Below are 22,073 nucleotides of genomic sequence, written 5' to 3'. Positions count from 1 at the left end.
GGGCACCCCATCGCGCGGGGTAAACGGGCATTTCGCTCAACGACTGTCACCCGCTCATCACTCGGGCGGGCGTGCGCGGTGGGGGACCCCCTTGTGAAACATGGCGCTGGCGGTGGCGACAATGCGCAGTCGTTTGACTGAAGCGGCGTGCCTTGAGTGCTTCGTACGGTCGGAGCATGGATCTGGATTTGAGTGGACGGACGGTGCTGGTGACGGGGGCGAGCCAGGGCATCGGGTTCGCGGTGGCCAGGGCGTTGGTGGACGAGGGCGCTGAAGTGTTCGGGGTGGCACGGGGAACCACCCCGCAGGTAGAGCGCCTATCGGCCGAGGCGCCCTCGTTCCACTACTTCAGCGCGGACCTGACCGACGAGGAAGGGGTGGCTGGCCTGGATTCGTTCGTGACCGGCGATCTGGATGTGTTAGTGAATAACGTGGGCTCGGCGCCGGCACGGCCGGGCGGGTTCAGCAGTATCAGTGCGGATGACTGGGCGAGATCGTGGACGCTGAACCTGATGACGACGGTGCGGGTCACGCACCGCTTGCAGCACAGACTGGTCGAGGGGTCCGCGATCGTGAACATCGCGTCGGAGAACGCTTTGTTGCCGGATCCGATGGTCATGGACTACAGCACCGCGAAGGCCGGGGTGCTCAGCTTTACGAAGTCGCTGTCGAAGGAACTTGCCGGTCGCGGCGTGCGAGTGAACGCGGTCAGCCCAGGGCCGGTCGCCACCGACTTGTGGTTGGGGTTCGCGAAGCAGGTTTCGGCGGCGAGTGGGGTCACCGCCCAGGCGGTGCGGCAGGAGACGGAGAAGGCGATCCCAACGGGACGTTTCAGCCGGCCGGACGAGGTCGCTGACGTGGTGTTGGTTTTGGCGAGTCCCCGCTTTTCGAACGTGACCGGGTCGGAGTTCGTCATCGATGGCGGCATGCGTCCCACGATCTGAGCAGGTCATGATCCGCGCGCGACCTGCACACGACCCCTCCTCCGCGATCACGGTCGTGGTGGCGGTGCTGGGGTAGGAAACGACCAACACGCAGGTGACGACGGAGGTTTCCGCGCGCACATCGATTCGGTCGCTGAGACGGCCAGGAGGGCAGGAGAAATGCAAACGAGCATGCATGCGCTGCGCGCACATCACCGGGGAGAAGCAGAGGTCCTCACCTATGAACAGGCTCCGGTTCCCATGCCAGGGCCCGGAGAGGTTCTGCTGCGGGTGCAGGCGGCCGGGATCACATTCACTGAACTGGTGTGGGATGCGACCTGGTTCCGGGACGGGCAGCCGCGCACACCGGTCATCCCGGCCCATGAGGTCGCCGGCCGGGTGGTGGAGTCGGGCCCCCAGGTGGACACGGTCAGGGTCGGGGATCCGGTGTTCGGCCTGATCCCGTTCGATCGCGATGGTGCGTCAGCGGAGTATGCCGTCGTCCCGCAGGAGAACGTCGCGTTGCGGCCGCTGGAGGTCGATCCGATCCATGCGGCCGCGTTGCCGTTGGCGGCGTTGACCGCGTTGCAGGCGTTGGTCGATCACGGGGGAATCCTCGAAGGTCAGCGAGTGCTGGTGCAGGGTGCCGCAGGAGCGGTGGGCATCTTCGCCGTGCAATTGGCCCGTCTGCGTGGCGCGCACGTGACCGCCGTCGCACGGGAGCAGGACCGCGAATACCTGCAACTCATGGGCGCTGAGCACGTGATCGACTACACGAGCACGCCGGTGACGGCTGATGGGGATGGTTACGACCTGGCGCTGTACGCCGCGAACGGCGCGCCGACTGAAGCAACCTACGCTGCGGTGCGAACGGGCGGCGTGTTGGTGTGTTTGAACGCTCCACCGGATGGCGAGCTGCTGAACCGGTACGGCATCCGCGGCCAGTTCTTCGTCGTGGAAGCCAACCGGGGTCAGATGGACGAGTTGGCGAACCTGGCGAAGACGCAACAGCTGAGTATCCCAATCGCGGCGACGTTCCCGCTCGCGGAAGGACGCGCAGCCTATGAGAGCGGTGCCCGGCACGGCCGGCTTCCGGGCAAGACGGTGCTGGTCGTCGAGACGGCGGGAACATGGCTGGCGTCCTCGTGAACACGGATACTCCCGTCGCACTGATCGGTCGAGACGCGGAGGCACGGCGACTGCTGCAGATGCTGGAGCACGATCCAGGAGCCGGCCGGGTCCTGACCGTCGTCGGTGAGCCCGGTGTGGGGAAATCTTCCTTGTTGGAGGGCGTGATACGGGAAGCAATCGTTCGCGGGCATCTTGTGCTGCGCTCGGCGAGTGTGGAGACCGAGCAGGCGCTGCCCTTCGTGACTCTGCAAGAGCTTCTGGCTCCGATCACCGGTCACCTGGGCGGGCTTGACGCCGTGCAAGAAGAAGCGCTCGGCACCGCTCTGGGGCTGGGCGGCATCACTCAACCGGACCGGCATCTGATCGCGCGGGCCGTTCTCGAGCTGCTCCACCAGGTGAGCGCATCACGGCCGGTGCTTCTGGTGGCCGATGATGCGCACTGGGCCGACCCTTCCACTCAACAGGTGCTCGCCGCCACCGCCCGCCGGTTGAAGGGCGGCAACGTGGTCCTGATGATCGGAGCGCGCACCGGGTATCGGGGCGACCTCTTCTCCTCGGTATTGCCGACGCTGGAACTCGTCGGCGTGGACGATGCCGCAGCTGAGGCGATCCTGGCCAGATCCGCCGATGATCTCACCCCGACGCAGAAGGCGGCGATCCAGGAGCAGGCTCGCGGGAACCCGTTGGCTTTGGAGGAATTGCCCGGCATGGTCAGGGACGGCACCGCGGTCGAGGACTGGGACGAGTCACCGCTGACCGTCCGTCTCGAGGCCGCGTTCGCGACCCGGGTCGGCTCGCTTCCGGCCGAGGCTCGCGATGTGCTGCTGATCGCCGCCACCAACGACGGCGTTGAGGTTGAGGAGATCCTTGCGGCCGCCGGCGCCTTCCGCCATCTCCCGGTGACCACACGGACACTCTCGTCGGCGATCGATGCACGCCTGGTGACAGTGGTCGGCGGGCGGGTCGATTTTCGGCATCCGCTGCTGCGCTCGGGCCTCCTGCAACAGGAGCCTCCTGGCCGTCGGATGGCGGCACACGCGGCGATCGCCGAGGTCGTCGGCGATGTGCACCGAGCGCGATGGCATCACGCGTTGGCGATCGTCGGACCCGACGATCAGCTTGCGGACGAGTTGGAAGCCAGCGCTGACGCGGCGCTCCAGCGTGGTGGTCTGGAAGTGGCGATCATGTTTCTGGAGAGGGCAGCGCGGCTGACTACCGGATCCGGCCTCAAAGGTCGCCGGCTGTTGAGAGCTGCCGGGTGCTCGTACGAGATCGGCCGGGTCGATCTCGTGCACCGGCAGTTGGCCGCCGCCGAACGGACCGATCTCGACGCGTTGGGTCTCGCCCGGCTCGAGTGGTTGAAAGAGAACCTCGGCGAAGGCGCGCCCAGCGACAGTCGACGGGTTACCGAACTGTGCATCCTTGCCGAGAACGCCGGGCGTGCGGGAGACCTCGATCTGGCATTGGACCTGCTGCACAGTGCCGGGTTGCGCTGCTGGTGGGCTGACACCGGGGCCACCTCCCGCGACCTTGTCCTGGCAGCAGTCGACAGGTTGGGGGTGGAGCACGCCGATCCCCGATACGTGGCCACCATCGCGGTCACCGAACCCGTGCAGATGTGCCGCACCGTGATCGACCTGCTGGAAAAGAGACCAGATACCGAGGCTGTCTCTGCGGAAGACCTGCGACTGCTGGGCATGGCAGCGCACGCGGTCGGAGACGAGGCCCGCGCCAACCGATATCTGCGCGAAGCGATCCTGCGGATGCGGCGAGAAGGACGGCTCAGCCCGTTGGCGCACGTGTTGAGCATGTCCGTCGTGATCCGGCAAGAACTCGGAGACCTCACCGGCGCTGCAGAGGCAGCCGAGGAAGGTGCACGCCTGGCGGAGGAGACCGGGCAGCCGATCTGGAACGCGGGCACTCTGATCTGCGAAGCCCGATCCCGTGCCATCACCGGGGATGCCGCAGGCGCTCTCCAACTCGCCGGCCGTGTCGAAGGAGACGCGCGCCGGCAACGGCTCAGCGATCTCCTGGCCTGTGTCGCGGTGGCACAGGGAATTGCGTGGCTCACCACCGGTGCCGTCGAAGACGCCTTCCACGTTCTCCGTGCGCTCTTCGATCCCACCAGCCCCACCTACCACCGACGCGAACGCTACGACGGCATCATCTTCCTGGCCGAGGCGGCCACCCGATCAGGCCGAACCGAGGAGATCCGGCCGGTCATCGACGATCTTGCCCACCTCGCCGACACGGTCCCCTCACCCCTGCTGCACATGCAGTTGATGTGCGCCCGCATCATGCTGACTCCCGATGAGGACCTCGCCCCCCTCTTCGCTGCCGTCGCCGACACGGACCTGACCGACTGGCCCTGGGTGCGCGCCCGCATCCAGCTCCTGCACGGGCGATGGCTGCACCGGCAAGGTCGAACAGTCCACGCCCGCACCACGCTCCTGGCCGCTGCCGACGAGTTGTCCCGAATCGGCGCCGCGCCGTGGGCGGAAGCCGCGGAACGTGAGATCCGGGAACTGTCCGACACCACCGCGACAGGAACCGGCAGAGGACAATGAGGCATAGTCAGCTTGACGGAAGGCGGACGTGAGAAACGGTGACACCCCCCAGCTGATCGGTCGCGCCCCGCACCTACAAACCTTGCAGGATGCGGTCGACCGCGCCCGCCACGGCGATGGTAGCTGTGTTGTGGTGGTCGGTGACGCCGGCGCCGGCAAGTCGAGCCTGCTTGATGCGGTGCTCGCCCAGGCGCAGCAGGAAAGCGCCGAGGGCGCCGGTTGGCGGGTCCTGACCGCTTCCGGTGTGCAGGCGGAAGCCCAACTGCCGTACGCGGCACTTCACAGCGTGCTGCGGCCGGTGATGGAACGCACCGCCACCATTCCCGCCGGTCAACGCGCCGCTCTCCGGGCGGCGTTCGGCATGGAGGACGCAGCCGGGTCCGAACCGTTCCTGATCGCCCTGGCCACGCTCAGTGCGCTCTCCGACGAAGCCGCTAACCGGCCGGTCCTGCTGGTCATCGATGACGCGCATTGGCTGGACCGGCCCAGCCAGGACGTCATCGGATTCCTCGCCCGACGTGTCGGCCGGGAACGGATCGCTCTCGTCCTGGCGACCCGACCAGGAGAGTCCACCTTCCCTCAGCAGCCCGGTGTCACCGTCCTTGCAGCGGACCCGCTCAACGAGGAACAAGCCGGCACCCTCCTGGACCGCACCGGGCCGCAGCTTTCAGCCACGGACCGGCAGCACGTGCTCGACGAAGCCGCCGGCATCCCGCTCGCATTGGTCGAACTCCCCGCAATGTGGGCCACGCAGCGCGTCGGCGACCGCCCCCGAAGGCCCGGTGGTGTGCCGCTGAACGACCGGTTGGAGCAGTCCTTCGTCTACCGACTCCAGGATCTGCCTGACCGCACCCGCGACTCCTTGCTGGTGGCGGCCATCGACTCCGAGACCCGCACTCCCGAGATCCTCGCCGCTGCGTCTCGGCTGGCCTCCAGGACGCTGGATATCAGCGTCCTGGACCCGGCACAGAGGGCGGGACTGATCCGTTACGACGAATCTCAGATCCGGTTCCGGCACCCGTTGGTGCGATCCGGGATCGTGCAACGCGAGCCCGCGGCCCGGGTGCAGAACGCCCACCGCGCGTTGGCCGAGGTCCTCGACGACGAGCCTTACCGTCAGGTGTGGCATCGTGCGTACTCGGTCGTCGGCCCGGACGACAGCATCGCCGACGACCTAGAGCACGCCCACACGGAATCTTTGCGACGCGGATCCGCTCCCGCCGCCATCGCAGCACTAGAACGATCGGCTGAACTCACCCAGAACCCGCAAGTGAAGGGCCGCCGGCTTCTGCTGGCCGCCGAGCACGCCTTCAGTCTCGGCCGCGCCGACCTCGTGGACCGGCTCGTGTCCGCCGCATCCGTCCTCCCACTGACGCCCTTGGACCGCGGCCGGATGGAATGGCTCAGCGAGATCTTCAACGACGGTGTGCCCGGAGACGGCGCCCGGATCTTCGAACTCGCCGAACTCGCCGCGGACGCGGCCGCCAGCGCAGATACCGACCTCGCCCTGAACCTGTTGATGGGCGCCGCATTACGGTGCTGGTGGGCTGAGCCCGGCGACAGAGCCCGGCATCACGTCGTCGAAGTGACACAACGGCTCAGCCACGCCGAAACCGACCCACGGTACACGGCCGTCCTCGCTGTCGCCGACCCGCTGCACAGCGCGACAACCGCGAAACGGCTCTACGACGCCGTCGTGCTGGAAACCCTGACCGACGCGAACCAGCTGCGACTGTACGGAATGGCCGCCCACGCCGTCAGCGATCCGGAAGCGGTCATCGACTTCCTCTCCCGCGCCGAATCACGGCTGAGGGAACAAGGGCGGCTCGCGATGCTCTCGCACGCCGTCACCATGCAGATCCTGAATCACATCGAACTGGGCAACTGGGACCAGGCCGTCACCTGCAGCGCCGAAGGACTGCTGCTGGCCCAAGAGTCCGGGCAGCCCGTCTGGGACACCGGCACCCACAGTCTGAAAGCGATCGTCGAAGCGCTGCGCGGCAACCATGAAGAGTCCGAAGCGATCGCAGCCCGCGCCGAGCTGGAAGCCAACGGGCGTCGGCTCAGCGACCTCCTGGCGTGTGTGCTGATCGCCAGAGGGTTCGCCGCGCTCACCGACGGTCGTCCTTCCGACGCGCTGGACCTGCTTCTGCGGGTCTTCGACGAACACGACATCGCCTACCACCCGACAGAACGATTCCACGCCGTCGCCTACCTCGCAGAAGCCGCCGTGCGCTCCGGCAGACATGACGACATCCGAAACCTGATCCAGGTGCTCGACGCTGAGGCGGCAATCACGCCCTCGCCGACGCTGCACGTTCACCTCGACTACGCCCACGCCGTCCTCGAACCGGACAGCCGCGCCGAGGCCGTCTATCGGAAGGCATTGGCCGACGTGCCGATCCGATGGTCACTGGCGAGGGCACGACTGGAGCTCGCGTTCGGGTCCTGGCTGCGCAGGCAACGCCGGGTCGCCGAATCCCGGGGCATGCTGCGCTCCGCGGCCGCCACACTGACCTCGATCGGCGCCGACTACTGGAGCGAACAAGCCCGCAACGAGCTCCGTGCGGCAGGCGAACGCCTCACCGACACGCCCGCCGCCGGAGTCGAAACGCTCTCCGCGCAGGAGCTCCAGATCGCACGGCTGGCCGCTCAAGGCCTTTCCAACCGGGAGATCGGTGCACGACTGTTCCTCTCACCCCGAACCGTCGGCTCCCACCTCTACCGAATCTTCCCTAAGCTCGGGGTCTCCTCCCGAGCACAGCTTGCTGCCCGTCTGCAACCGGCATAAGTCATCCGACTGCACCGCGTTCCGTTGAGTCGGCTGACGCAAGCGTCCCGGAACCTCTCCGACCGATCCTGATGGTGTCCTTCTAAGGAGAGGAAACCTCATGGAAAACACGAAACGGTCCGTGGTGTTCATCCACGGGCTCTGGCTCGCCGCATCATCCTGGCAACCATGGATCGACTACTTCACCGCTCGCGGATACGACGCCCGAGCCCTGCTTTGGCCGGGAGAACCAACAGACATCAACCAGGCACGATCCAACCCGGACGCCATGGCCGGCGTCGGCATCGAGGAAGTCGCCGACTTCTGCATCCAACAGCTGGCCGCACTCGAGGACGAGCCGATCATCATCGGGCACTCCTTCGGCGGGATGATCGCCGAGAAACTGCTCGGCGAGAACCACGGAAGCGCCGCGATCGCGATCGACGCCGCCCAGATCAAGGGCGTGCTGCCACTGCCGCTGTCGTCGTTGAAGTCGACGTTGCCGGTGTTCAAGAACCCCGCGAACAAACACCGTGCCGTCTCCCTCGACGCCCGTGAGTTCCGCTACAGCTTCGGCAACGCACTTGACGAAGACGAATCGAACACGCTCTGGGAGAAATGGAACATCCCCTCACCCGGACAGCCACTCTTCGAGGCCGCCGGCGCGAACTTCGCGAAGAACTCACCCGACGAGGTCGACACCAGCAACGACAGCCGAGGTCCACTTCTGCTGGTCATGGGCGGCAAAGACCACACCGTGCCTGAGGCGATCACGAAATCCACCCTCAAGCAGTACCGGCACTCCAGTGCGGAAACCGACCTCATCGAGTTCGCCGACCGCGGGCACTCCCTCACCATCGACCACGGCTGGGAAGAGATCGCCGCCGCGTGTATCGACTGGATCGACAAGACCGTGTTCCACACGGTCGTGGAAGCAGAGCAGACACTCTAATGGTCACCACAACCGCAAACCTCACACGCCGACTCCTCGCCGCAGCGGCCGCCCTTCTCCTCGCAACCGTCCTCATGCTCGCCCCGAACATGGCCTCAGCGGCCCCGGCCGCCAGCACCGCGAAACCCACCATCGTGCTCGTGCACGGGGCATGGGCCGACTCCTCCAGCTGGGCCGGGGTGACCGCCATCCTGCAACAGGCCGGATACCCCGTCCTCGTGGCGCCGAACGACCTGCGAAGCCTCTCCGGCGACAGCGCCGAATTGGATTCCTTCCTTGCCCAACGCACCACCGGGCCCGTCGTCCTGGTCGGCCACTCCTACGGAGGAGCCGTCGTCACCGACGCCGCGACAACCGCACCCAACGTGCGCGCCCTCGTCTACGTCGACGCGTTCATTCCCGACCAGGCCGAGAGCCTGCAGACCATCATCGGGAAATCCACGTCGGCGCTCAACGTGCCCGACCCGACCACCGTGTTCGACGTCAACACCTACCCCGGCGCCCCGCAGAACGACGCCGATGTGTACCTGAAACCGTCCACGTTCGCCGCCGACTTCGCCCAAGACGTGCCCGCCGCCGCGCGCAACGTACTCGAAGCAGGACAACTTCCCATCACCCTGAACGCGCTCGGGGAGCCATCCACCGCTCCCGCTTGGAAGACCATCCCCTCCTGGGCAGTCATCGGTACCGCAGACAAAGTGCTCCCCGCCGCCACCCAACTCGCCATGGCGACACGAGCACACGCCACCATCACCAAGATCAACGCCTCACACCTGTCCCTGGTCTCACACCCACTCCAGGTCGCAGGCGTCATCCTGACTGCGGCGCGCAGCGTCTACTAGACGACCGACCACGACTCGTGGGCCGATGCGCACAACGCATCGGCCCACGGGTCATCAACAACTCAGCAGCGCCCCGGACAGAAAAGCCGCAGAAGGGCGACCGGAAACATGAATGGCAAACACGCATCGGACCGTGCGCGCCTCCGACCGCTACCCCAACGCGCAGAGTCCCGGCGGTCGGCTGCGTGCCAGAACTCGAGCAACGGCGCGCACGCAGGTGGATCCGCAACCGTGTCTCGCATTGGGCGATGACGGACTCGCGGTCGGCTGCCGCCCGCAGCAGGATCCCGTAGTGACGCATCAGCGCCGTGCTGATGCCGTTCGGGCGCGGAAGCGGATCCCGCTGCGGGCTTGGTGTCTGGACCTACCGCCCTCGGTTGCCCTTGATGCCGAAGTAGACAATCAGCCCGACGACGACCAGCACGATCAGCAGTCCAGGAATGATCAGCCAGCCCAGGTCCGGTTGCGCGGACGTGTCTTGACATGGGCTTGGTGTTGCGCACGAAGCGTGCACGATGATCGACGCGTCCATGCGGAGAGAATGCCACTCACCGTGTGTTCAGGAAAGACGTGCGCAGCGGGATCCGCAACCGTGCCTCGCGTTGGGCGATGACGGACTCGCGGCCGGCTGCCGCCCGCAGCGGGATCCGTCATTGACACATTGGATGGCTCGGAGCGAGCGGTTGGGAAACGCGGCGGGTTGCCCGAGGGGTATGCCGCGGAACGGCCACCTGTTACGAGTCGGCCTCTGCTTGGTTGCCATCGAGGATGGTGCGCTGGTTCGACCTGGATGGTCGCTGCACGAGTAAGAGCGCGGGGACTGTGGTCAGGTTCAGCGCGAGGACGACGACGAATGGTGCCGCGTGCTGCACGGCGAAGAGAGTGGCGAACAGCACAGGACCGATGATTTCGGCCGCCATGAACGAGTACTGCCACATGGCCAGGTAATTCCCGCGGCGGCTCATGGGGGCCATCGAGCTCACTATGGCGACCGATGTTGGGGCGTGCAGGATCTCCGCGAAGCTGAATGCGACGATGGTGGCGGTGAGCAAGGCCATTGCGACGGGGAGAGTTGTGGACGCTGCCACCGCCAGGAGGGTGCATCCGACAGCCCAGCAGACTGCAGCCACTTTGAGCACGCTGAAGGGTCGACGCCGCACCGCGTACCGCGCACCCGCGATGCCGAGGCTCGAAACCAGGAGCGCGTTGCCCACGAGCAGGAACGAGCTCAGCCATCCCGGGCCGCTGAGCGCGTTGCGCACGACCACCGGAATTGTGAGACCGAGGAGCAGCGTCGACATGGCGAACACCGTGTTGGTGATGAGAAGGCCGAAAAACCGGGCATCACGTAGCATGCCGCCTTTGGATCGGGACAGGGATGGTGGCGACCCCGGCGTCGAGGGCCGCGTCGACGACGGGCGTGCCCTAACGGGCAGCATGAGCACTGCGGATGCCCCGAGGCACCCCGCCGCCACGGCCGCGAGCACGATGTAGACGGCCGTGCCGGGAACGGTGAGTGCGATGCCGGTGATGAGTCCCCCCGCAGCGATCCCCGCCGTGCGTGCAATGTTCGTGACGGCGAACCAATGCTGTTGGCGACCCTCCGCGCCGGCGTGATCGGCGACCGCCACGAAGATCGTGGACCAGAACAGCCGGCCACCCATCGACATCAGTGCGGTTACGACGAAGACGCTCAACGGCTCCCGGGCGAAGACATACCCGACGAAGGCGAGGGCCTGAATCGCCTGAGAGAGCATGACGAGTCGCGTCGCGCCATACCGATCGGCGAGACGCCCGGCCACGGCGGGAACCGGAACCGATGTGAGGCCGGACACCCCGACGATGACGCCGACCACGCTCAACGGAATGGTGGTGACTTCGGTGAAGAACACCAACGAGAGCGGCAGGAACAGGCCACTGGCGATGGAGACGAAGACGAGGGAAGAAGTCAGCGACGCGTCACCTGCGCGTCGCCCGAGAAGGACAGACATCGAGAACTTTCATGAGGAGGTGGGCAGGGCAGCATGCATCGCCCGCGCGCCACAACGACACGCGGGAGCTAGCCCTGTCTGACATCCATCACGAAAACCACGAGGTGATCATAAACCGGCACAGCACCTGCAGAAAGACGCAACCACCGGCGTAGGCCGCCTGCAATCCAGAGAGCAAAGGGTCGAACCGCGTCGCCAGGCCGGCTCTAACCTTCCATCCGCGCACGGTCTCCCCGGCTCGGTGTTTTCGCAGCAGTGACCGCAGAGCTCGCCCATTCGCGGACCATTGACGTACAATATGTCGCAGAAGTCATATTGAATGGAGACTTGGTCATGGCTGCGGTTGCATCGACTCTGGTTCGCGCTGCCCGTAAAAGCCGACGGCTCACCCAGGAGCAGCTAGCCAAGCGGGTGCGCATTGACCAGGCCACTGTTTCGCGGTCAGAGCGTGGACGCGAAGCCGAGTTCGCCACGGTCGATCGTCTGCTTGCCGGTGCGGGTCATCGGCTCTACTCGGCGCCGACTCGTCGGGATGACGCCGCGACAGTTGCGGCGGAGATCCGTGACCGGCTCCGTGCCGGGGATAAGGACCGCGCCCTGCGCTCGCTCATCCAGCTGAACGACGACCTACTCGCCGAGCGAGGCCTTGTTCGCGGTGTGCTCGGTCTCGCCGAGCCGGAGACGACTACGGATCCCGTGTGGGACGCGGCGCTTGCTGCTCTGGTGGCGTGGCGGTTGGACGAAGAGAAGCTGCCGTCGCCGGATTGGGTCAACGCACCGAGCCGGTTCGTACGGGAGCCCCGCGGGCTCGAGATTGATTCTGCTGACCCTGTGCCGCCCGCTTCCGAGGTGCCAGCAGAGTTTGCCAAGCGTGGGGTCCTCGTCTGGCATGACACCTTCGCGAGCGTCTGAGGATGGCGACCGCCCTGGACAGGGATGACATCATCGCGGGTCTGCGCGACCTCATCGCGGAGCTTCGTAGTGCCGGGGAAGTCGCGGGCATCCGGCTCGTCGGCGGCGCGGCGCTGGCCCTGCGGTACTTCGATCGAGGCACCACTCGGGACCTCGACACATTGCACGTCCGGCCCGGAAGTGACGTTGCGGTCGCGGCGGCGGCGGCCAAGGTTGCTCTCAAGCACGACTGGGATCCGAGCTGGCCGAACTTCGAAGTCAACGGTGCAGATGCCCTGCCATCGCTCGGACGGGCCGTCGAATGGGAAGCCATTCACGACCACGACGGCATCGTCATCGAGGTTGCTTCCAAGGAAGCACTCCTGGCAATGAAACTGCGCGCCAACCGCCCAGGACGCGACACCAGAGACATACGACTGCTGCTCGGCCTCTGCGGCATCCCAACTCGGGCCGAGGCCGAGGCGCTTTACGAAGAGTTCTACCCCGGGGATGACCTCACTGAACGAGCCATTCAGATGGTCGACGCCATCTTGGCCGATGGACCGCCTCCGGCGCCGGACCCGCTGCCGCCTCTCGTGCTGTGAGCGGGCGTGAGTGCCCTCTAATTTTCTCAAACCCCGAACTTACCCCGAACATTCAAGCGCATTCAATGTGATTCAACGAAATCAAGTGTCATTTAAAATCCCTGATCAAAGGACTAAATCAGGATTGGTGAGACCGAGCGAGATTGCTGAACTTCTAATCTCTTGGTCGCAGGTTCGATTCCTGCCGGGGCACCAGCTGAACGATCGCGCGCGTTCTCGGTGGTCGACCCGAACCGTCGACCCGAACCCACCCGAGCTAGCTCACTCATACGTCGTCGTCGGTGCGAGAGGCTGCCATTCCTTCGCGGCCTCAAGGGTCTTTTTGATGAAGGGCGCCTTGGCTGCCCTGTACTTCGGGCGGTCCTCGTCGTCGAGCGCCGCAAGCCGGCGCTTCAGGATGGCGTATTCGGCGACCGCCTGCGGATGCGCGCGCAGGTAGTCGCGATACAACAAGAGGTCGCGCCACCCCCACGCGGGTTCGACGACGTGAAGATGGTGCGTGCGCCGCTCGATGCTCGGAAAGCACAGCGAGTACTTGCGTGCGCCCTCGTCGCCCGGTTCAGGAGCGAGCCGCCATCCGGCGTCGGAGAGGATCGGCAGAACGGGGCGGACGTCTTCGTACCGGCGAACGACAGCGAGCATGTCGATGATCGGTTTGGCAGGAAGGCCTGGCACCGAGGTACTGCCGATGTGCTCGATCGGCCGCACCAGAACTTCGCAAAGAGCGTCCGCGAGTGCCTGCTGCTGTTCGTGGAAGAGAGACGGCCACGCTGGGTCGTAGTCCTCGATATGAATCCGGTCCAAACGCACACTCGATTATCCCGACCAGCAGCAGCGCAACAAGGATCTGACCCAGCGGGTACGCGGACCCATGCCCCGCCCTATCGTGGCGCGCCCGGTGATCCACCTTGCGCCGCCGATCCATGGCGAGGTGGAATGAGGTCGATCCTGGTGACCGCTGAGGAGGCGTCATGGAAGCTGAATCGGCTCCCTTCACTCTGGATGATTTCCGCCTACGCATGGAGCGGTCGGCGCAGGCCGCCGCGGCGGACGGGCTCGATGGGCTTCTGATAACCCCGGGGCCGGACTTGCTCTGGCTCACGGGCTATCAGCCCACCGCGATAACGGAGCGGCTCACCCTGCTTGTGCTTCGCGTGGATGCGGAACCGCAGCTGCTGGTGCCGGTTCTGGAGCGTCCGGATGCCGAGTCGGCGGTCGGCGCCGGGGCCGTCGCGATGTCTGACTGGCGCGATGGCGTCGATCCCTACGAGGCGGCCACTCCGCTGCTTTCGGTGGATGGTGAGTATGCGATATCCGACTCGGCGTGGGCGATGCACCTGCTCGGGCTGCAGCACCGACTGCCCGAGACCCGGTATGTGTCGGTCACCGACCGGTTGCCCATGTTGCGTGCGGTGAAGGATGACAACGAACTGGCCAGGCTGGAGGCTGCGGGTGCAGCGGCGGATGCCGCCTTCGGGGAGATCGTCAAGGTCCGTTTCGCGGGACGCAAGGAGACAGACGTCGCCGCCGATCTCGCTCGGCTGCTGCGCGAATTCGGGCACGAGCAGGTGGACTTCACCGTGGTGGGCTCGGGCCCCAACGGCGCCAATCCGCACCACGAAGCCGGCGATCGCGCGATCCTCGCCGGCGACATGATCGTCCTCGACTTCGGCGGACTGAAGCACGGGTACGGATCCGATACGACTCGTACCGTGTGCGCGGGCGATCCAACGGATCAGATGCGCGAGGTGCACGACATCGTCCGGGCGGCTCAGCAGGCTGCGTTCGAAACAGTGCGGCCGGGCGTGGCGTGTCAGGAGATCGACCGCGTCGCTCGTCGGGTGATCTCGGAGGCGGGTTACGGCGACGAATTCATCCATCGCACCGGCCATGGCATCGGGATGACGACCCATGAGCCTCCCTATATGGTCGAGGGCGAGCAGAGGCCGCTCGTTCCGGGGATGTGCTTCTCCATCGAACCGGGGATCTACCTAGCGGGCCGATTCGGTGTGCGCATCGAGGACATCGTCACGGTGACCGCGGATGGCGGGCACCGGCTCAACAACAGCGATCGCGGACTGACCATCGTCGAGTGAGGCGCGCGTTCAGGCTGGCGCCGGCGGGTCACTCTCGGACCCGCCGGTCGTGCTACCGGGCCGAGCCGGATCCTGAAGCAGTCGTGGCAAGTGTGTGGGAGCCGGCGGCAGCGGCAGCGGCGACATCCTGGAGCGTTCCGACTGCCATCCGATGGCGTCTCATGAGCACGGCCATCACGACACCGGCCAGGCTGAGGCCGGCCATGACCCATGCGGCGGCGGCAAGGCCGGACGCCAGCGCGTGCGACATCTTCTGACCAGCGCCGGTCTCCGACGCGATGACGGACGAGTTGATGGTCGCCACCGCGGCGGTTGCCACTGCAGCGCCTATGTACCGAGCCATGTTCGAGACGCCGGACGCGGATCCCACCTGGTGCTCGGGAACGCAAGCCGTGGATGCGGACGAAGAGGGGCCGTTGGACAGGCCCATGCCGACAGCGATCGCGATCAAAGGAAGCACGAAGGCCGCGTAGGTCCACGACGCTTGGACGAACCCGATCACGCCGAATCCGACGGCCGTCACAAGGAACCCGATCGCGACGACGCGGCGTCCTCCGATTCTGGAGGCGAACCTCGGAACCAGCGGGGCGATGATCACGAGGCCCACCGTGGCAGGAAGCATCGCAAGCCCTGCTTGGAAGGGAGTCATGCCGAGGGCATCCTTGTTCTGGAAGTAGAGGCTGAGCAGATACATCAGACCGTTGATCGTTCCCGACCCGATCAGGATCGCAACAGTGGAAACGACCAGGACGACGTTGCGCAGCAGCGCGAGATCCAGCAAGGGCACCTTGACGCGCTTCTCGACGATGACGAACGCGACGGCACTGCCCACGGCCACGACGATGCAGACGATCGTGGGCACAGAGATCCAGCCCCACTGGCCTCCCAGGCTCGTTGCCAGGATGATCGGAGCGAGCGTGAGCGCGACCAGCACAGCACCGAGATAGTCGATCGATTTCGGCCGCTGCTCGTCTCGCGACTCGCTGACTCCTCGGGCGGTGATCAGCACGCAGATCAGCGCGACGACAGCGTCCACCCAGAAGAGTCCCTGCCAGCCAGTGAAGTCGACCAGCACGCCGCCCACCAGCGGGCCGACCGCGGCGCCCACCGCGGCCGCCGCGCCCCATAACGAGACCGCGCGCAGCTGAGCCTGACCCTGGTTGGCCACGGTCAGGAGGCTGAGCCCGCACGCGAGGATCGTCGCTCCGGCTGCGCCCTGGATGATCCTTCCCACGATCACCGCGATACCGGAGCTGGACAGCGCGATGAACACACAGGAGGCGATGAAGAGGAGCAACCCGAGTTGGAAGATCCGCTTACGACCGAACACGTCTCCGACCGCCCCTGAGGTGACAATGATCGCCGCGCCCATCAAGGAGTATCCGGTGACCGCCCATTGCAACGTGTCGACGGACGTACCGGTGTCCCGGCTGATGGCCGGCAGGAGGATGCTGACTGCTGACGTGTTCGCGTTCACGACGAGGGTCGAGATGCAGGTGGCCACCAGCACGGCCGTCGCTCCGCGTGAAGAGGCGACCTTCTCGGTCGCTGGATTCTGGGTCATCGGCATCCCCTTTGACGTCGCCGTTCGTCCGGCCGACCCTTCTGCGGAATCCGGCGTGTCGCCGCCAGCGCACCGTGGTCTTCGGGCGACATTCTCGCGTCCGGATCGAGCCACGTCCACCATGGACGGGGGAGTGTCCGACGATCAGCGAATGCTGCCTGACCGCGTAGAGGTCCCCGGACACGTGTCCGCGGTCAGGCAGACCGGCGCGGTGGGCGCACGTGCTTCGCCCGGTATGGATGATTCGTCCAGGTCCAGTCCGCCCGGAAGTCGGTGGTGCCTACTGTCAGCGCTGGGGGGCTGCGGTTCACGCGGCAATGGTCACAGGGGAAGCTGCAGGACATTCTCGTGATTCCTGCGCTTCGCCGATCGCGGAGGGGGACGTCCGATGGGGTATTCGCTTACGTGGCGCGGAGGCCGCGATGAGTGCCGCTGAATCGTCGAGCGCAGGACGTGGCGCGGTCCGTGCGCGGGTGGCAGCGGTTCCGGCGCGGGCCTGGATCTCGTGGGTCGCGCTGGCGCTGATGACCACCAGTTCGGTCGCGAGCCTTCGGGCGGCTCCGACGATGGCCGTGTACGGACTGGCCGCGGTCTTCCTCTACCTGGTACCGGCGATCGTCTTCCTCCTGCCCACCTCGCTCGTGGCGGCGGAACTCGCGTCGGGCTGGAAGGGCGGCGTCTACAAGTGGGTATCCGAGGGCATCTCGAAGCCCATGGGGTTCCTCGCGATCTGGTGTCAGTTCGCGATGACGATCTTCTACTACCCCACCCTCCTCGGCTTCGTCGCGTCGACCCTCGCCTACGTCATCAACCCGGAGCTGGCGTCGAACGGCGCATGGACGGCGCTGGTGATCATGGTCTGCTACTGGGCTGGTGTTTTCGTCTCGTCGCGCGGAACGAAAGGTGTCGCGGGGCTCGCGAGCTGGGGCCTGATCATCGGGACTCTCATCCCGGGAGCCGTGCTCATCTTCCTCGGAGCGCTGTTCCTCGGACAGGGCCACCCGTCGGCGGCGCCGATGACCGCGGATCATCTCCTGCCGGCGTGGGCGGGCCTGTCGAGCCTCGTGCTGATCGTGAACAACTTCCTCTCCTACAGCGGAATGGAGATGAACGCGGTGCACGTGTCGTCGCTGAAGAACCCGGGGAAGGAATTTCCGAAGGCGATCTTCCTCGCGATGGGGCTTGTGCTGCTGATCTTCATCCTCCCTGCGCTCGCGATCAGCTGGGTCGTTCCCGCCGACCAGATCTCCCTGACGGCCGGCATCATGCAGGCGTTCGAGACGATATTCGGCACCTTCAACATCAGTTGGCTCACCCCGATAGTGGGGATCATGCTCGTCGCGGCATCACTCGGCGGCATGCTCACCTGGCTCGCCGGCCCGTCGAAGGGCCTGCTTCTCATCTCGCGGGAGCAGGGCTACCTGCCGCCGTTCCTGCAGAAGCTCAACAAGAACGGGGTCCAGCAGAACCTGCTGGTGACGCAGGGCATCATCACGTCGATCATCGCGTTGGGCTACGCGCTCATTCCCGACGTGTCCAGTACCTACTGGATCTTCTCCGTCATCACGACGCAGGTGTACCTGATCATGTACCTGCTCATGTTCGTTGCAGCCGTGCGTCTACGACGGCGTCAGCCCGATCATCCACGCGGCTTCCGTGCGCCGATCCTCGTCACCCTCTGCGGGGTGGGTTTCGCGGCCTCGCTCGCCGCACTGCTGGTCGGGTTCGTCCCGCCGTCGCAGTTCGGTGAGGGTAGTCCCTGGGTCTACCTGCTGATCGTCGGAGGCGGGGCGCTCGGGCTCGGGCTCCTCGTGCCATTCCTCTTCTACCGCTTCCGCAAGCCTTCCTGGAAGCAACCCGCTGATCAGGCAGCAGGTGAATGATGAGCACCCATCTTGAAACCCAGCCAAAGCGGGAACGATCCGTCATCGCCACCGTCGTCATCGTCGTGTTGGTCGTCCTGGCCGTGATCGCGACCATCTTCTTCGTCAATGCACGGCAGGAGTCCAAGGGGGTCGAGAAGGCACAACAGCTGATCGACGCCTACGGCAAGGCAGGCATTTCCCTCAGGTTGACGCCCGAGCAGATCGCCCGAGTGCTCGGCAACGACGGGGGCGCGACGTGTGCCGACCCGAACGCGGCGCTGGCCAGGGCGACGCTTCTCGAAGGCCTGGCCAACGGGGCAGGCGGTCCCGGCACGCGACCGGCGCTCGTCCAGTCGCAACTGCTGAAGGGACAGCTGCTCATCATCCAGACCTACTGCCCTAAGGAGGCCGATCAGTTCCAGAAGTTCGTCGACTCCCTCAACACCGTGAAGGTCGGGTCGTGAGCGACGGCATCCGGGACAGCATCCATTCGATGATGCCCGCCGCTCGCGGCGAACTCGCGGAACTCGTCTCGTTCCGGTCCGTCGCCGATCCCCGCCAGTTTCCGCCGGAGGAGTGCGCGAAGGCCGCCGAGTGGGTTCGCGACCGGTTCGCGGCGCTCGGCTTCGACGACGCACGGCTCGCGATGACGCCGGACGGCAGCCAGGCGGTCATCGGCAGCCGACCGGGTCCGGGCTCCGGAGCGCCAACGGTGCTGCTCTATGCCCACTACGACGTGCAACCTCCGCTCGAGGAATCCGCGTGGGGGACGCCGCCGTTCGAGCTGACGGATGTCGGCGGTAGATGGGCGGGACGCGGCGCCGCGGACTGCAAGGGCAACATCCTCATGCACCTGCTCGCGCTGCGGGCCCTCGGCGACGACATTCCGGTGAACCTCAAGCTCGTGGTGGAGGGAAGCGAAGAGCAGGGCACGGGGGGCCTGGAACGGTTCGTCGAGGCGAACCCCGAAACCCTGCGGGCCGACACGATCCTGGTGTGCGACACCGGGAACGCCGCCGTCGGTCGCCCGGCGACCACGGTGACTCTGCGCGGGCTCGTCAATGTCGTCGTGCGAGTCGAGGCGCTTGCATCGGAGATCCACTCGGGGATGTTCGGCGGGCCGGCGCCCGATGCGCTCGCCGCACTCGTCGCTGCTCTGGCCTCACTGCGGAACGCGGATGGATCCACGACCATCGACGGACTGAGCCGCGACGAGACCTGGTCCGGCGAGCAGTACGCCCCCGAACACTTCCGAGCCGACGCCGGAATGCTCGATGGGGTCGACCTGCTCGGTGACGGCGATGTCGCCGACGAGTTATGGGCACGGCCCGCCGTGACGATTCTCGGTATCGACTGCCCGCCGGTGGTCGGATCGACGGCATCGATCGTGGCCCGTGCTGCTGCCCGGCTGAATCTGCGTGTGCCGCCCGGCATGAGCGCGCACGACGCGCGTGATGCGCTCGTCGCCCACCTCAGGGCGCATGTTCCCTGGAACGTGAAGGTCGAGGTCGAGACGGAGGCCGTCGGAGAACCGTTCAAGGCCGCCACCGATGGCCCCGCATATCGAGGGTTCACGGATGCGATGCGATCGGCGTACGGGGTCGAACCGTCGATGCTGGGACAGGGCGGATCGATTCCCCTCTGCAACGTCTTCGCCGACACCTACCCGAAAGCCGAGATCATCCTCATGGGCGTCGAGGAGCCACTCGCCCTGATCCACGCGCCGAACGAAAGTGTTGATCCGACCGAGATCGAGAATCTCGCCGTCGCCGAGGCGCTCTTCCTGCAGGCGTACCGCACCTGATTCAGCGACTCCTCACTCGCGCTCGAATGCGGATCAGGGCCGCCTCGACCAGTCGGCGCAGCGCATGTCGAGGGCGATGATCGCATGCGCCGCCGGCGGCGGGAATCAGCCGGTGACCTCCACCGCGAGTTCCGACAGTCGGTCCTCGAGGGATTCCTCGTGTCCGGTGATGGTCACGACTGCGTCCCCGTTCACGACGACGAACTGACCGTAGCGTCCCTCAAGACGCCAGGCGTCGCCGGGACCTGCCCACGTTGCGATTCCGTACCGTTCCATCGGTGTCGGACGTCCGGTCTCGACCCACGACGAGTGCATCGAGTCCACCCACTCGGGAGACACGAGCGAGCGTCCCCGATAGTTGCCGCGATCGAGCAGCACCTCTCCGATTCGCGCCAGCTCGTCGGTGCGCAGCTCGAGTCCGGTGCCTCCGATGATGTATCCGAGCGGGCATCGATGCCATTGCGGATTGTCGATCTCCAGCGGATCGAAGAGGCGGGGAAGGAGCCAGTCGCGGACGTCCCCGACGACTGTCGCGAGCATCCGCATGGCCACGTACGTGCTCACGTCGGAGTACTGGAACCGTCTGCCGCCGGTGGAGCGCGAGAGCATCTCGGCCGCCAGGTCGGGCCACGGGACCGCTTCGTGACCGAACCAGAGGAAGTCGATGCCGCTCGACATGGTGAGAAGATGCCGCAGAGTCACCTGGTCGACGCCGTCCCCGAGCTGCAGCTCGGGGAACGCCTCCGGCACTCGCAGATCAAGGGAGATGAGTCCTTCGTCGATGGCCATGCCTGTCGCAAGCGCGCAGACGCCCTTCGAGACCGAGTAGAGGTTCTCCCGATCGTCGCTGCGCCAGCGATGCGATGCAACGTGATCGCCGACCCGGATGCGCACCCCGTACACGCCCAGCTTCTCGGCGTCGACGGCGGCGACGAAATGTTCGAGGGGGGTCTTGGCAGAGTTCATCGCAGTCCCTTCATCGATGGAGCGGGCCCGGACGTGCGCATCGGCGACCTCATCGCGGTGCACCGTGCCTGCCCTTGGTCCGTGTCAATGATGGTCGTCTGAGGGTGACGCATCAATGGGCGGTGCACCCCCGACGTCGGTTCCGTCCCGGTGAATCAGTTCAGGACGGCGTCGAGCCCGAGACGCGCGACCCGCTCCGGATCGGCCAGGATATCGATCCCGGTGATGGTGTCGCCGGAGAACGTGATCGCCATCACGGCGGCGGCGTGACCGTGCAGCGAGACGACCATGCCGGCGGTGCCGTTCACGAGGACGGGGACGAGCACGGCATCCGATCGGTGGAACTGGCGTGCGTGCGCTGCCACCTGTTCGCGCCCGGTTCTGCGCACCGTCGCCTCGGGAAGGACGGATCCGCCGTCCGACCGCAGCACCACGTCGGGGGAGAGGATGCCGAGCAGGTCGTCGAAGCGTCCGGCCCGCGATGCAGCGAAGAAGGCGTCGACGACCTCGCGTTGACGTCCGAGATCGCTCGCGAGCGACGAGCGGTCGGCCCCGCGGATGCGCTGCCTGGCTCGGCTCGCCAGTTGCCGCGTCGCGGCGGGGCTGCGTTCCAGCATCGTGGCGATGTCGTCGAACGGCACCTCGAACATGTCGTGCAGCACGAACGCGAGACGTTCAGCGGGCGTGAGCGTGTCGAGCACGAGCTGGAGGGCCAGTCCGACCGAGTCTGCGAGCACCATCTCGTCCTCCGGTGATGCGTGACCCAGCGCTGTCGTGCCGAGCGAAGACACCATCGGATCCGGCACGCCGTCGTCGAGCGGATCCTCACGCCGTGTCCGTCGCGCACGCAGCAGGTTGAGGCTGACGCGGGCGACGATCGTGGTGAGCCAGGCGGAGAGGTTGTCCACGCCGTCAGCGTCGGCTCTGCTCAGCCGGAGCCACGCTTCCTGGAGCGCGTCGTCGGCATCGGCGGCAGAGCCCAGCACCCGGTAGGCGACGGCCCTCAGCCGTGGGCGGTTGCGCTCGAATCCTTCGGCGAGCCATTCCGTGTCGGTCATCAGTCACATTCCTTCGTTGAGGCGTGTCGTAGGGAATGACACCCGGAA

18 protein-coding genes are annotated in these 22,073 nt (G+C 66.2%); 12 read left to right on the top strand and 6 right to left on the bottom strand.

Annotation, left to right across the window (positions count from 1 at the left end; all coding sequences use genetic code 11):
• Nucleotides 1-176: 176 nt before the first annotated feature.
• The 6 genes from HII28_RS03210 to HII28_RS03185 all read left to right on the top strand — a co-directional run bounded on the left by HII28_RS03210 (nucleotide 177) and on the right by HII28_RS03185 (nucleotide 9,185).
• Nucleotides 177-944: an SDR family oxidoreductase gene (locus HII28_RS03210; RefSeq protein WP_170024088.1), complete on the top strand. Its 768-nt coding sequence runs from the start codon at nucleotides 177-179 to the stop codon at nucleotides 942-944.
• 240 nt (nucleotides 945-1,184) lie between these two features.
• Entirely contained in the window at nucleotides 1,185-2,072 is an 888-nt protein-coding gene (locus HII28_RS03205) for an NADP-dependent oxidoreductase (protein ID WP_170024087.1), read from the top strand.
• Complete coding sequence (locus HII28_RS03200; protein WP_170024086.1) at nucleotides 2,054-4,621, top strand: ATP-binding protein; 2,568 nt, start codon at nucleotides 2,054-2,056, stop codon at nucleotides 4,619-4,621. The genes HII28_RS03205 and HII28_RS03200 overlap by 19 nt, the downstream gene beginning before the upstream one ends.
• A gap of 28 nt (nucleotides 4,622-4,649) precedes the next feature.
• The gene (locus tag HII28_RS03195; protein WP_170024085.1) at nucleotides 4,650-7,412 is read left to right on the top strand and encodes a LuxR family transcriptional regulator; all 2,763 of its coding nucleotides are present in this window, start codon (nucleotides 4,650-4,652) and stop codon (nucleotides 7,410-7,412) included.
• Between the two features lie 100 nt (nucleotides 7,413-7,512).
• Nucleotides 7,513-8,343, top strand: a complete 831-nt coding sequence (locus HII28_RS03190) for an alpha/beta hydrolase (protein WP_170024084.1) — start codon at nucleotides 7,513-7,515, stop codon at nucleotides 8,341-8,343.
• Complete coding sequence (locus tag HII28_RS03185) at nucleotides 8,343-9,185, top strand: alpha/beta hydrolase (protein WP_240977218.1); 843 nt, start codon at nucleotides 8,343-8,345, stop codon at nucleotides 9,183-9,185. The genes HII28_RS03190 and HII28_RS03185 overlap by 1 nt, the downstream gene beginning before the upstream one ends.
• Before the next feature lie 364 nt (nucleotides 9,186-9,549).
• On the opposite strand, the gene HII28_RS03180 is transcribed toward HII28_RS03185, so the two are convergent.
• Together HII28_RS03180 and HII28_RS03175 are read right to left on the bottom strand one after the other, a co-directional pair.
• Nucleotides 9,550-9,717: a hypothetical protein gene (locus HII28_RS03180; RefSeq protein ID WP_170024083.1), complete on the bottom strand. Its 168-nt coding sequence runs from the start codon at nucleotides 9,715-9,717 to the stop codon at nucleotides 9,550-9,552.
• 202 nt (nucleotides 9,718-9,919) lie between these two features.
• Nucleotides 9,920-11,176, bottom strand: coding sequence for an MFS transporter (locus HII28_RS03175; protein WP_170024082.1), 1,257 nt, complete (start codon nucleotides 11,174-11,176; stop codon nucleotides 9,920-9,922).
• Nucleotides 11,177-11,431: 255 nt separating this feature from the next.
• Between HII28_RS03175 and HII28_RS03170 the strand changes: the two genes are divergently transcribed.
• Both HII28_RS03170 and HII28_RS03165 read left to right on the top strand, forming a co-directional pair.
• On the top strand, nucleotides 11,432-12,088 hold the full coding sequence (locus HII28_RS03170) for a helix-turn-helix transcriptional regulator (RefSeq protein WP_170024081.1): 657 nt from the start codon (nucleotides 11,432-11,434) through the stop codon (nucleotides 12,086-12,088).
• A 2-nt stretch (nucleotides 12,089-12,090) separates the two neighbouring features.
• Nucleotides 12,091-12,672 (top strand): hypothetical protein, encoded by a 582-nt coding sequence (locus HII28_RS03165; protein WP_170024080.1) that lies wholly within the window; start codon nucleotides 12,091-12,093, stop codon nucleotides 12,670-12,672.
• A 261-nt stretch (nucleotides 12,673-12,933) separates the two neighbouring features.
• On the opposite strand, the gene HII28_RS03160 is transcribed toward HII28_RS03165, so the two are convergent.
• Nucleotides 12,934-13,476 carry a GrpB family protein gene (locus HII28_RS03160; RefSeq protein WP_205864549.1) on the bottom strand — a complete coding sequence of 181 codons (543 nt, stop codon included), beginning with the start codon at nucleotides 13,474-13,476 and terminating at the stop codon, nucleotides 12,934-12,936.
• A 167-nt stretch (nucleotides 13,477-13,643) separates the two neighbouring features.
• On the opposite strand from HII28_RS03160, the gene HII28_RS03155 reads away from it, so the two are divergent.
• Complete coding sequence (locus HII28_RS03155; protein WP_170024078.1) at nucleotides 13,644-14,768, top strand: aminopeptidase P family protein; 1,125 nt, start codon at nucleotides 13,644-13,646, stop codon at nucleotides 14,766-14,768.
• 52 nt (nucleotides 14,769-14,820) lie between these two features.
• On the opposite strand, the gene HII28_RS03150 is transcribed toward HII28_RS03155, so the two are convergent.
• Nucleotides 14,821-16,332 (bottom strand): MFS transporter, encoded by a 1,512-nt coding sequence (locus HII28_RS03150; RefSeq protein WP_170024077.1) that lies wholly within the window; start codon nucleotides 16,330-16,332, stop codon nucleotides 14,821-14,823.
• 422 nt (nucleotides 16,333-16,754) lie between these two features.
• Between HII28_RS03150 and HII28_RS03145 the strand changes: the two genes are divergently transcribed.
• From HII28_RS03145 to HII28_RS03135, 3 genes are read left to right on the top strand one after another with little or no spacing between them, the layout of a single operon-like run.
• Nucleotides 16,755-18,215: an APC family permease gene (locus HII28_RS03145; protein WP_170024076.1), complete on the top strand. Its 1,461-nt coding sequence runs from the start codon at nucleotides 16,755-16,757 to the stop codon at nucleotides 18,213-18,215.
• A complete protein-coding gene (locus tag HII28_RS03140; protein WP_240977215.1) occupies nucleotides 18,212-18,661 on the top strand; it encodes a hypothetical protein in 450 nt (149 codons plus the stop codon). Before HII28_RS03145 ends, HII28_RS03140 begins: the two co-directional genes overlap by 4 nt.
• Entirely contained in the window at nucleotides 18,658-20,001 is a 1,344-nt protein-coding gene (locus HII28_RS03135) for a dipeptidase (RefSeq protein ID WP_346769161.1), read from the top strand. Before HII28_RS03140 ends, HII28_RS03135 begins: the two co-directional genes overlap by 4 nt.
• 105 nt (nucleotides 20,002-20,106) lie before the next feature.
• On the opposite strand, the gene HII28_RS03130 is transcribed toward HII28_RS03135, so the two are convergent.
• Both HII28_RS03130 and HII28_RS03125 read right to left on the bottom strand, forming a co-directional pair.
• Entirely contained in the window at nucleotides 20,107-20,967 is an 861-nt protein-coding gene (locus tag HII28_RS03130; RefSeq protein WP_170024075.1) for a serine hydrolase, read from the bottom strand.
• Between the two features lie 155 nt (nucleotides 20,968-21,122).
• Nucleotides 21,123-22,025, bottom strand: a complete 903-nt coding sequence (locus HII28_RS03125; protein WP_170024074.1) for a sigma-70 family RNA polymerase sigma factor — start codon at nucleotides 22,023-22,025, stop codon at nucleotides 21,123-21,125.
• Nucleotides 22,026-22,073: the final 48 nt, after the last annotated feature.

This window comes from Planctomonas sp. JC2975, from assembly GCF_012985205.1.
Lineage (GTDB): Bacteria > Actinomycetota > Actinomycetes > Actinomycetales > Microbacteriaceae > Humibacter.
Note: the sequence above shows the minus strand (reverse complement) of the source record. Positions and strands in the feature narration are given on the sequence as shown.

Coding starts and splice junctions, on each gene's coding strand:
- HII28_RS03210 (WP_170024088.1), top strand. CDS start 177: ATGGATCTGGATTTGAGTGGACGGACGGTGCTGGTGACGGGGGCGAGC.
- HII28_RS03205 (WP_170024087.1), top strand. CDS start 1,185: ATGCCAGGGCCCGGAGAGGTTCTGCTGCGGGTGCAGGCGGCCGGGATC.
- HII28_RS03200 (WP_170024086.1), top strand. CDS start 2,054: ATGGCTGGCGTCCTCGTGAACACGGATACTCCCGTCGCACTGATCGGT.
- HII28_RS03190 (WP_170024084.1), top strand. CDS start 7,513: ATGGAAAACACGAAACGGTCCGTGGTGTTCATCCACGGGCTCTGGCTC.
- HII28_RS03185 (WP_240977218.1), top strand. CDS start 8,343: ATGGTCACCACAACCGCAAACCTCACACGCCGACTCCTCGCCGCAGCG.
- HII28_RS03180 (WP_170024083.1), bottom strand. CDS start 9,717: ATGGACGCGTCGATCATCGTGCACGCTTCGTGCGCAACACCAAGCCCA.
- HII28_RS03175 (WP_170024082.1), bottom strand. CDS start 11,176: ATGTCTGTCCTTCTCGGGCGACGCGCAGGTGACGCGTCGCTGACTTCT.
- HII28_RS03165 (WP_170024080.1), top strand. CDS start 12,091: ATGGCGACCGCCCTGGACAGGGATGACATCATCGCGGGTCTGCGCGAC.
- HII28_RS03155 (WP_170024078.1), top strand. CDS start 13,644: ATGGAAGCTGAATCGGCTCCCTTCACTCTGGATGATTTCCGCCTACGC.
- HII28_RS03150 (WP_170024077.1), bottom strand. CDS start 16,332: ATGACCCAGAATCCAGCGACCGAGAAGGTCGCCTCTTCACGCGGAGCG.
- HII28_RS03145 (WP_170024076.1), top strand. CDS start 16,755: ATGAGTGCCGCTGAATCGTCGAGCGCAGGACGTGGCGCGGTCCGTGCG.
- HII28_RS03140 (WP_240977215.1), top strand. CDS start 18,212: ATGATGAGCACCCATCTTGAAACCCAGCCAAAGCGGGAACGATCCGTC.
- HII28_RS03130 (WP_170024075.1), bottom strand. CDS start 20,967: ATGAACTCTGCCAAGACCCCCCTCGAACATTTCGTCGCCGCCGTCGAC.
- HII28_RS03125 (WP_170024074.1), bottom strand. CDS start 22,025: ATGACCGACACGGAATGGCTCGCCGAAGGATTCGAGCGCAACCGCCCA.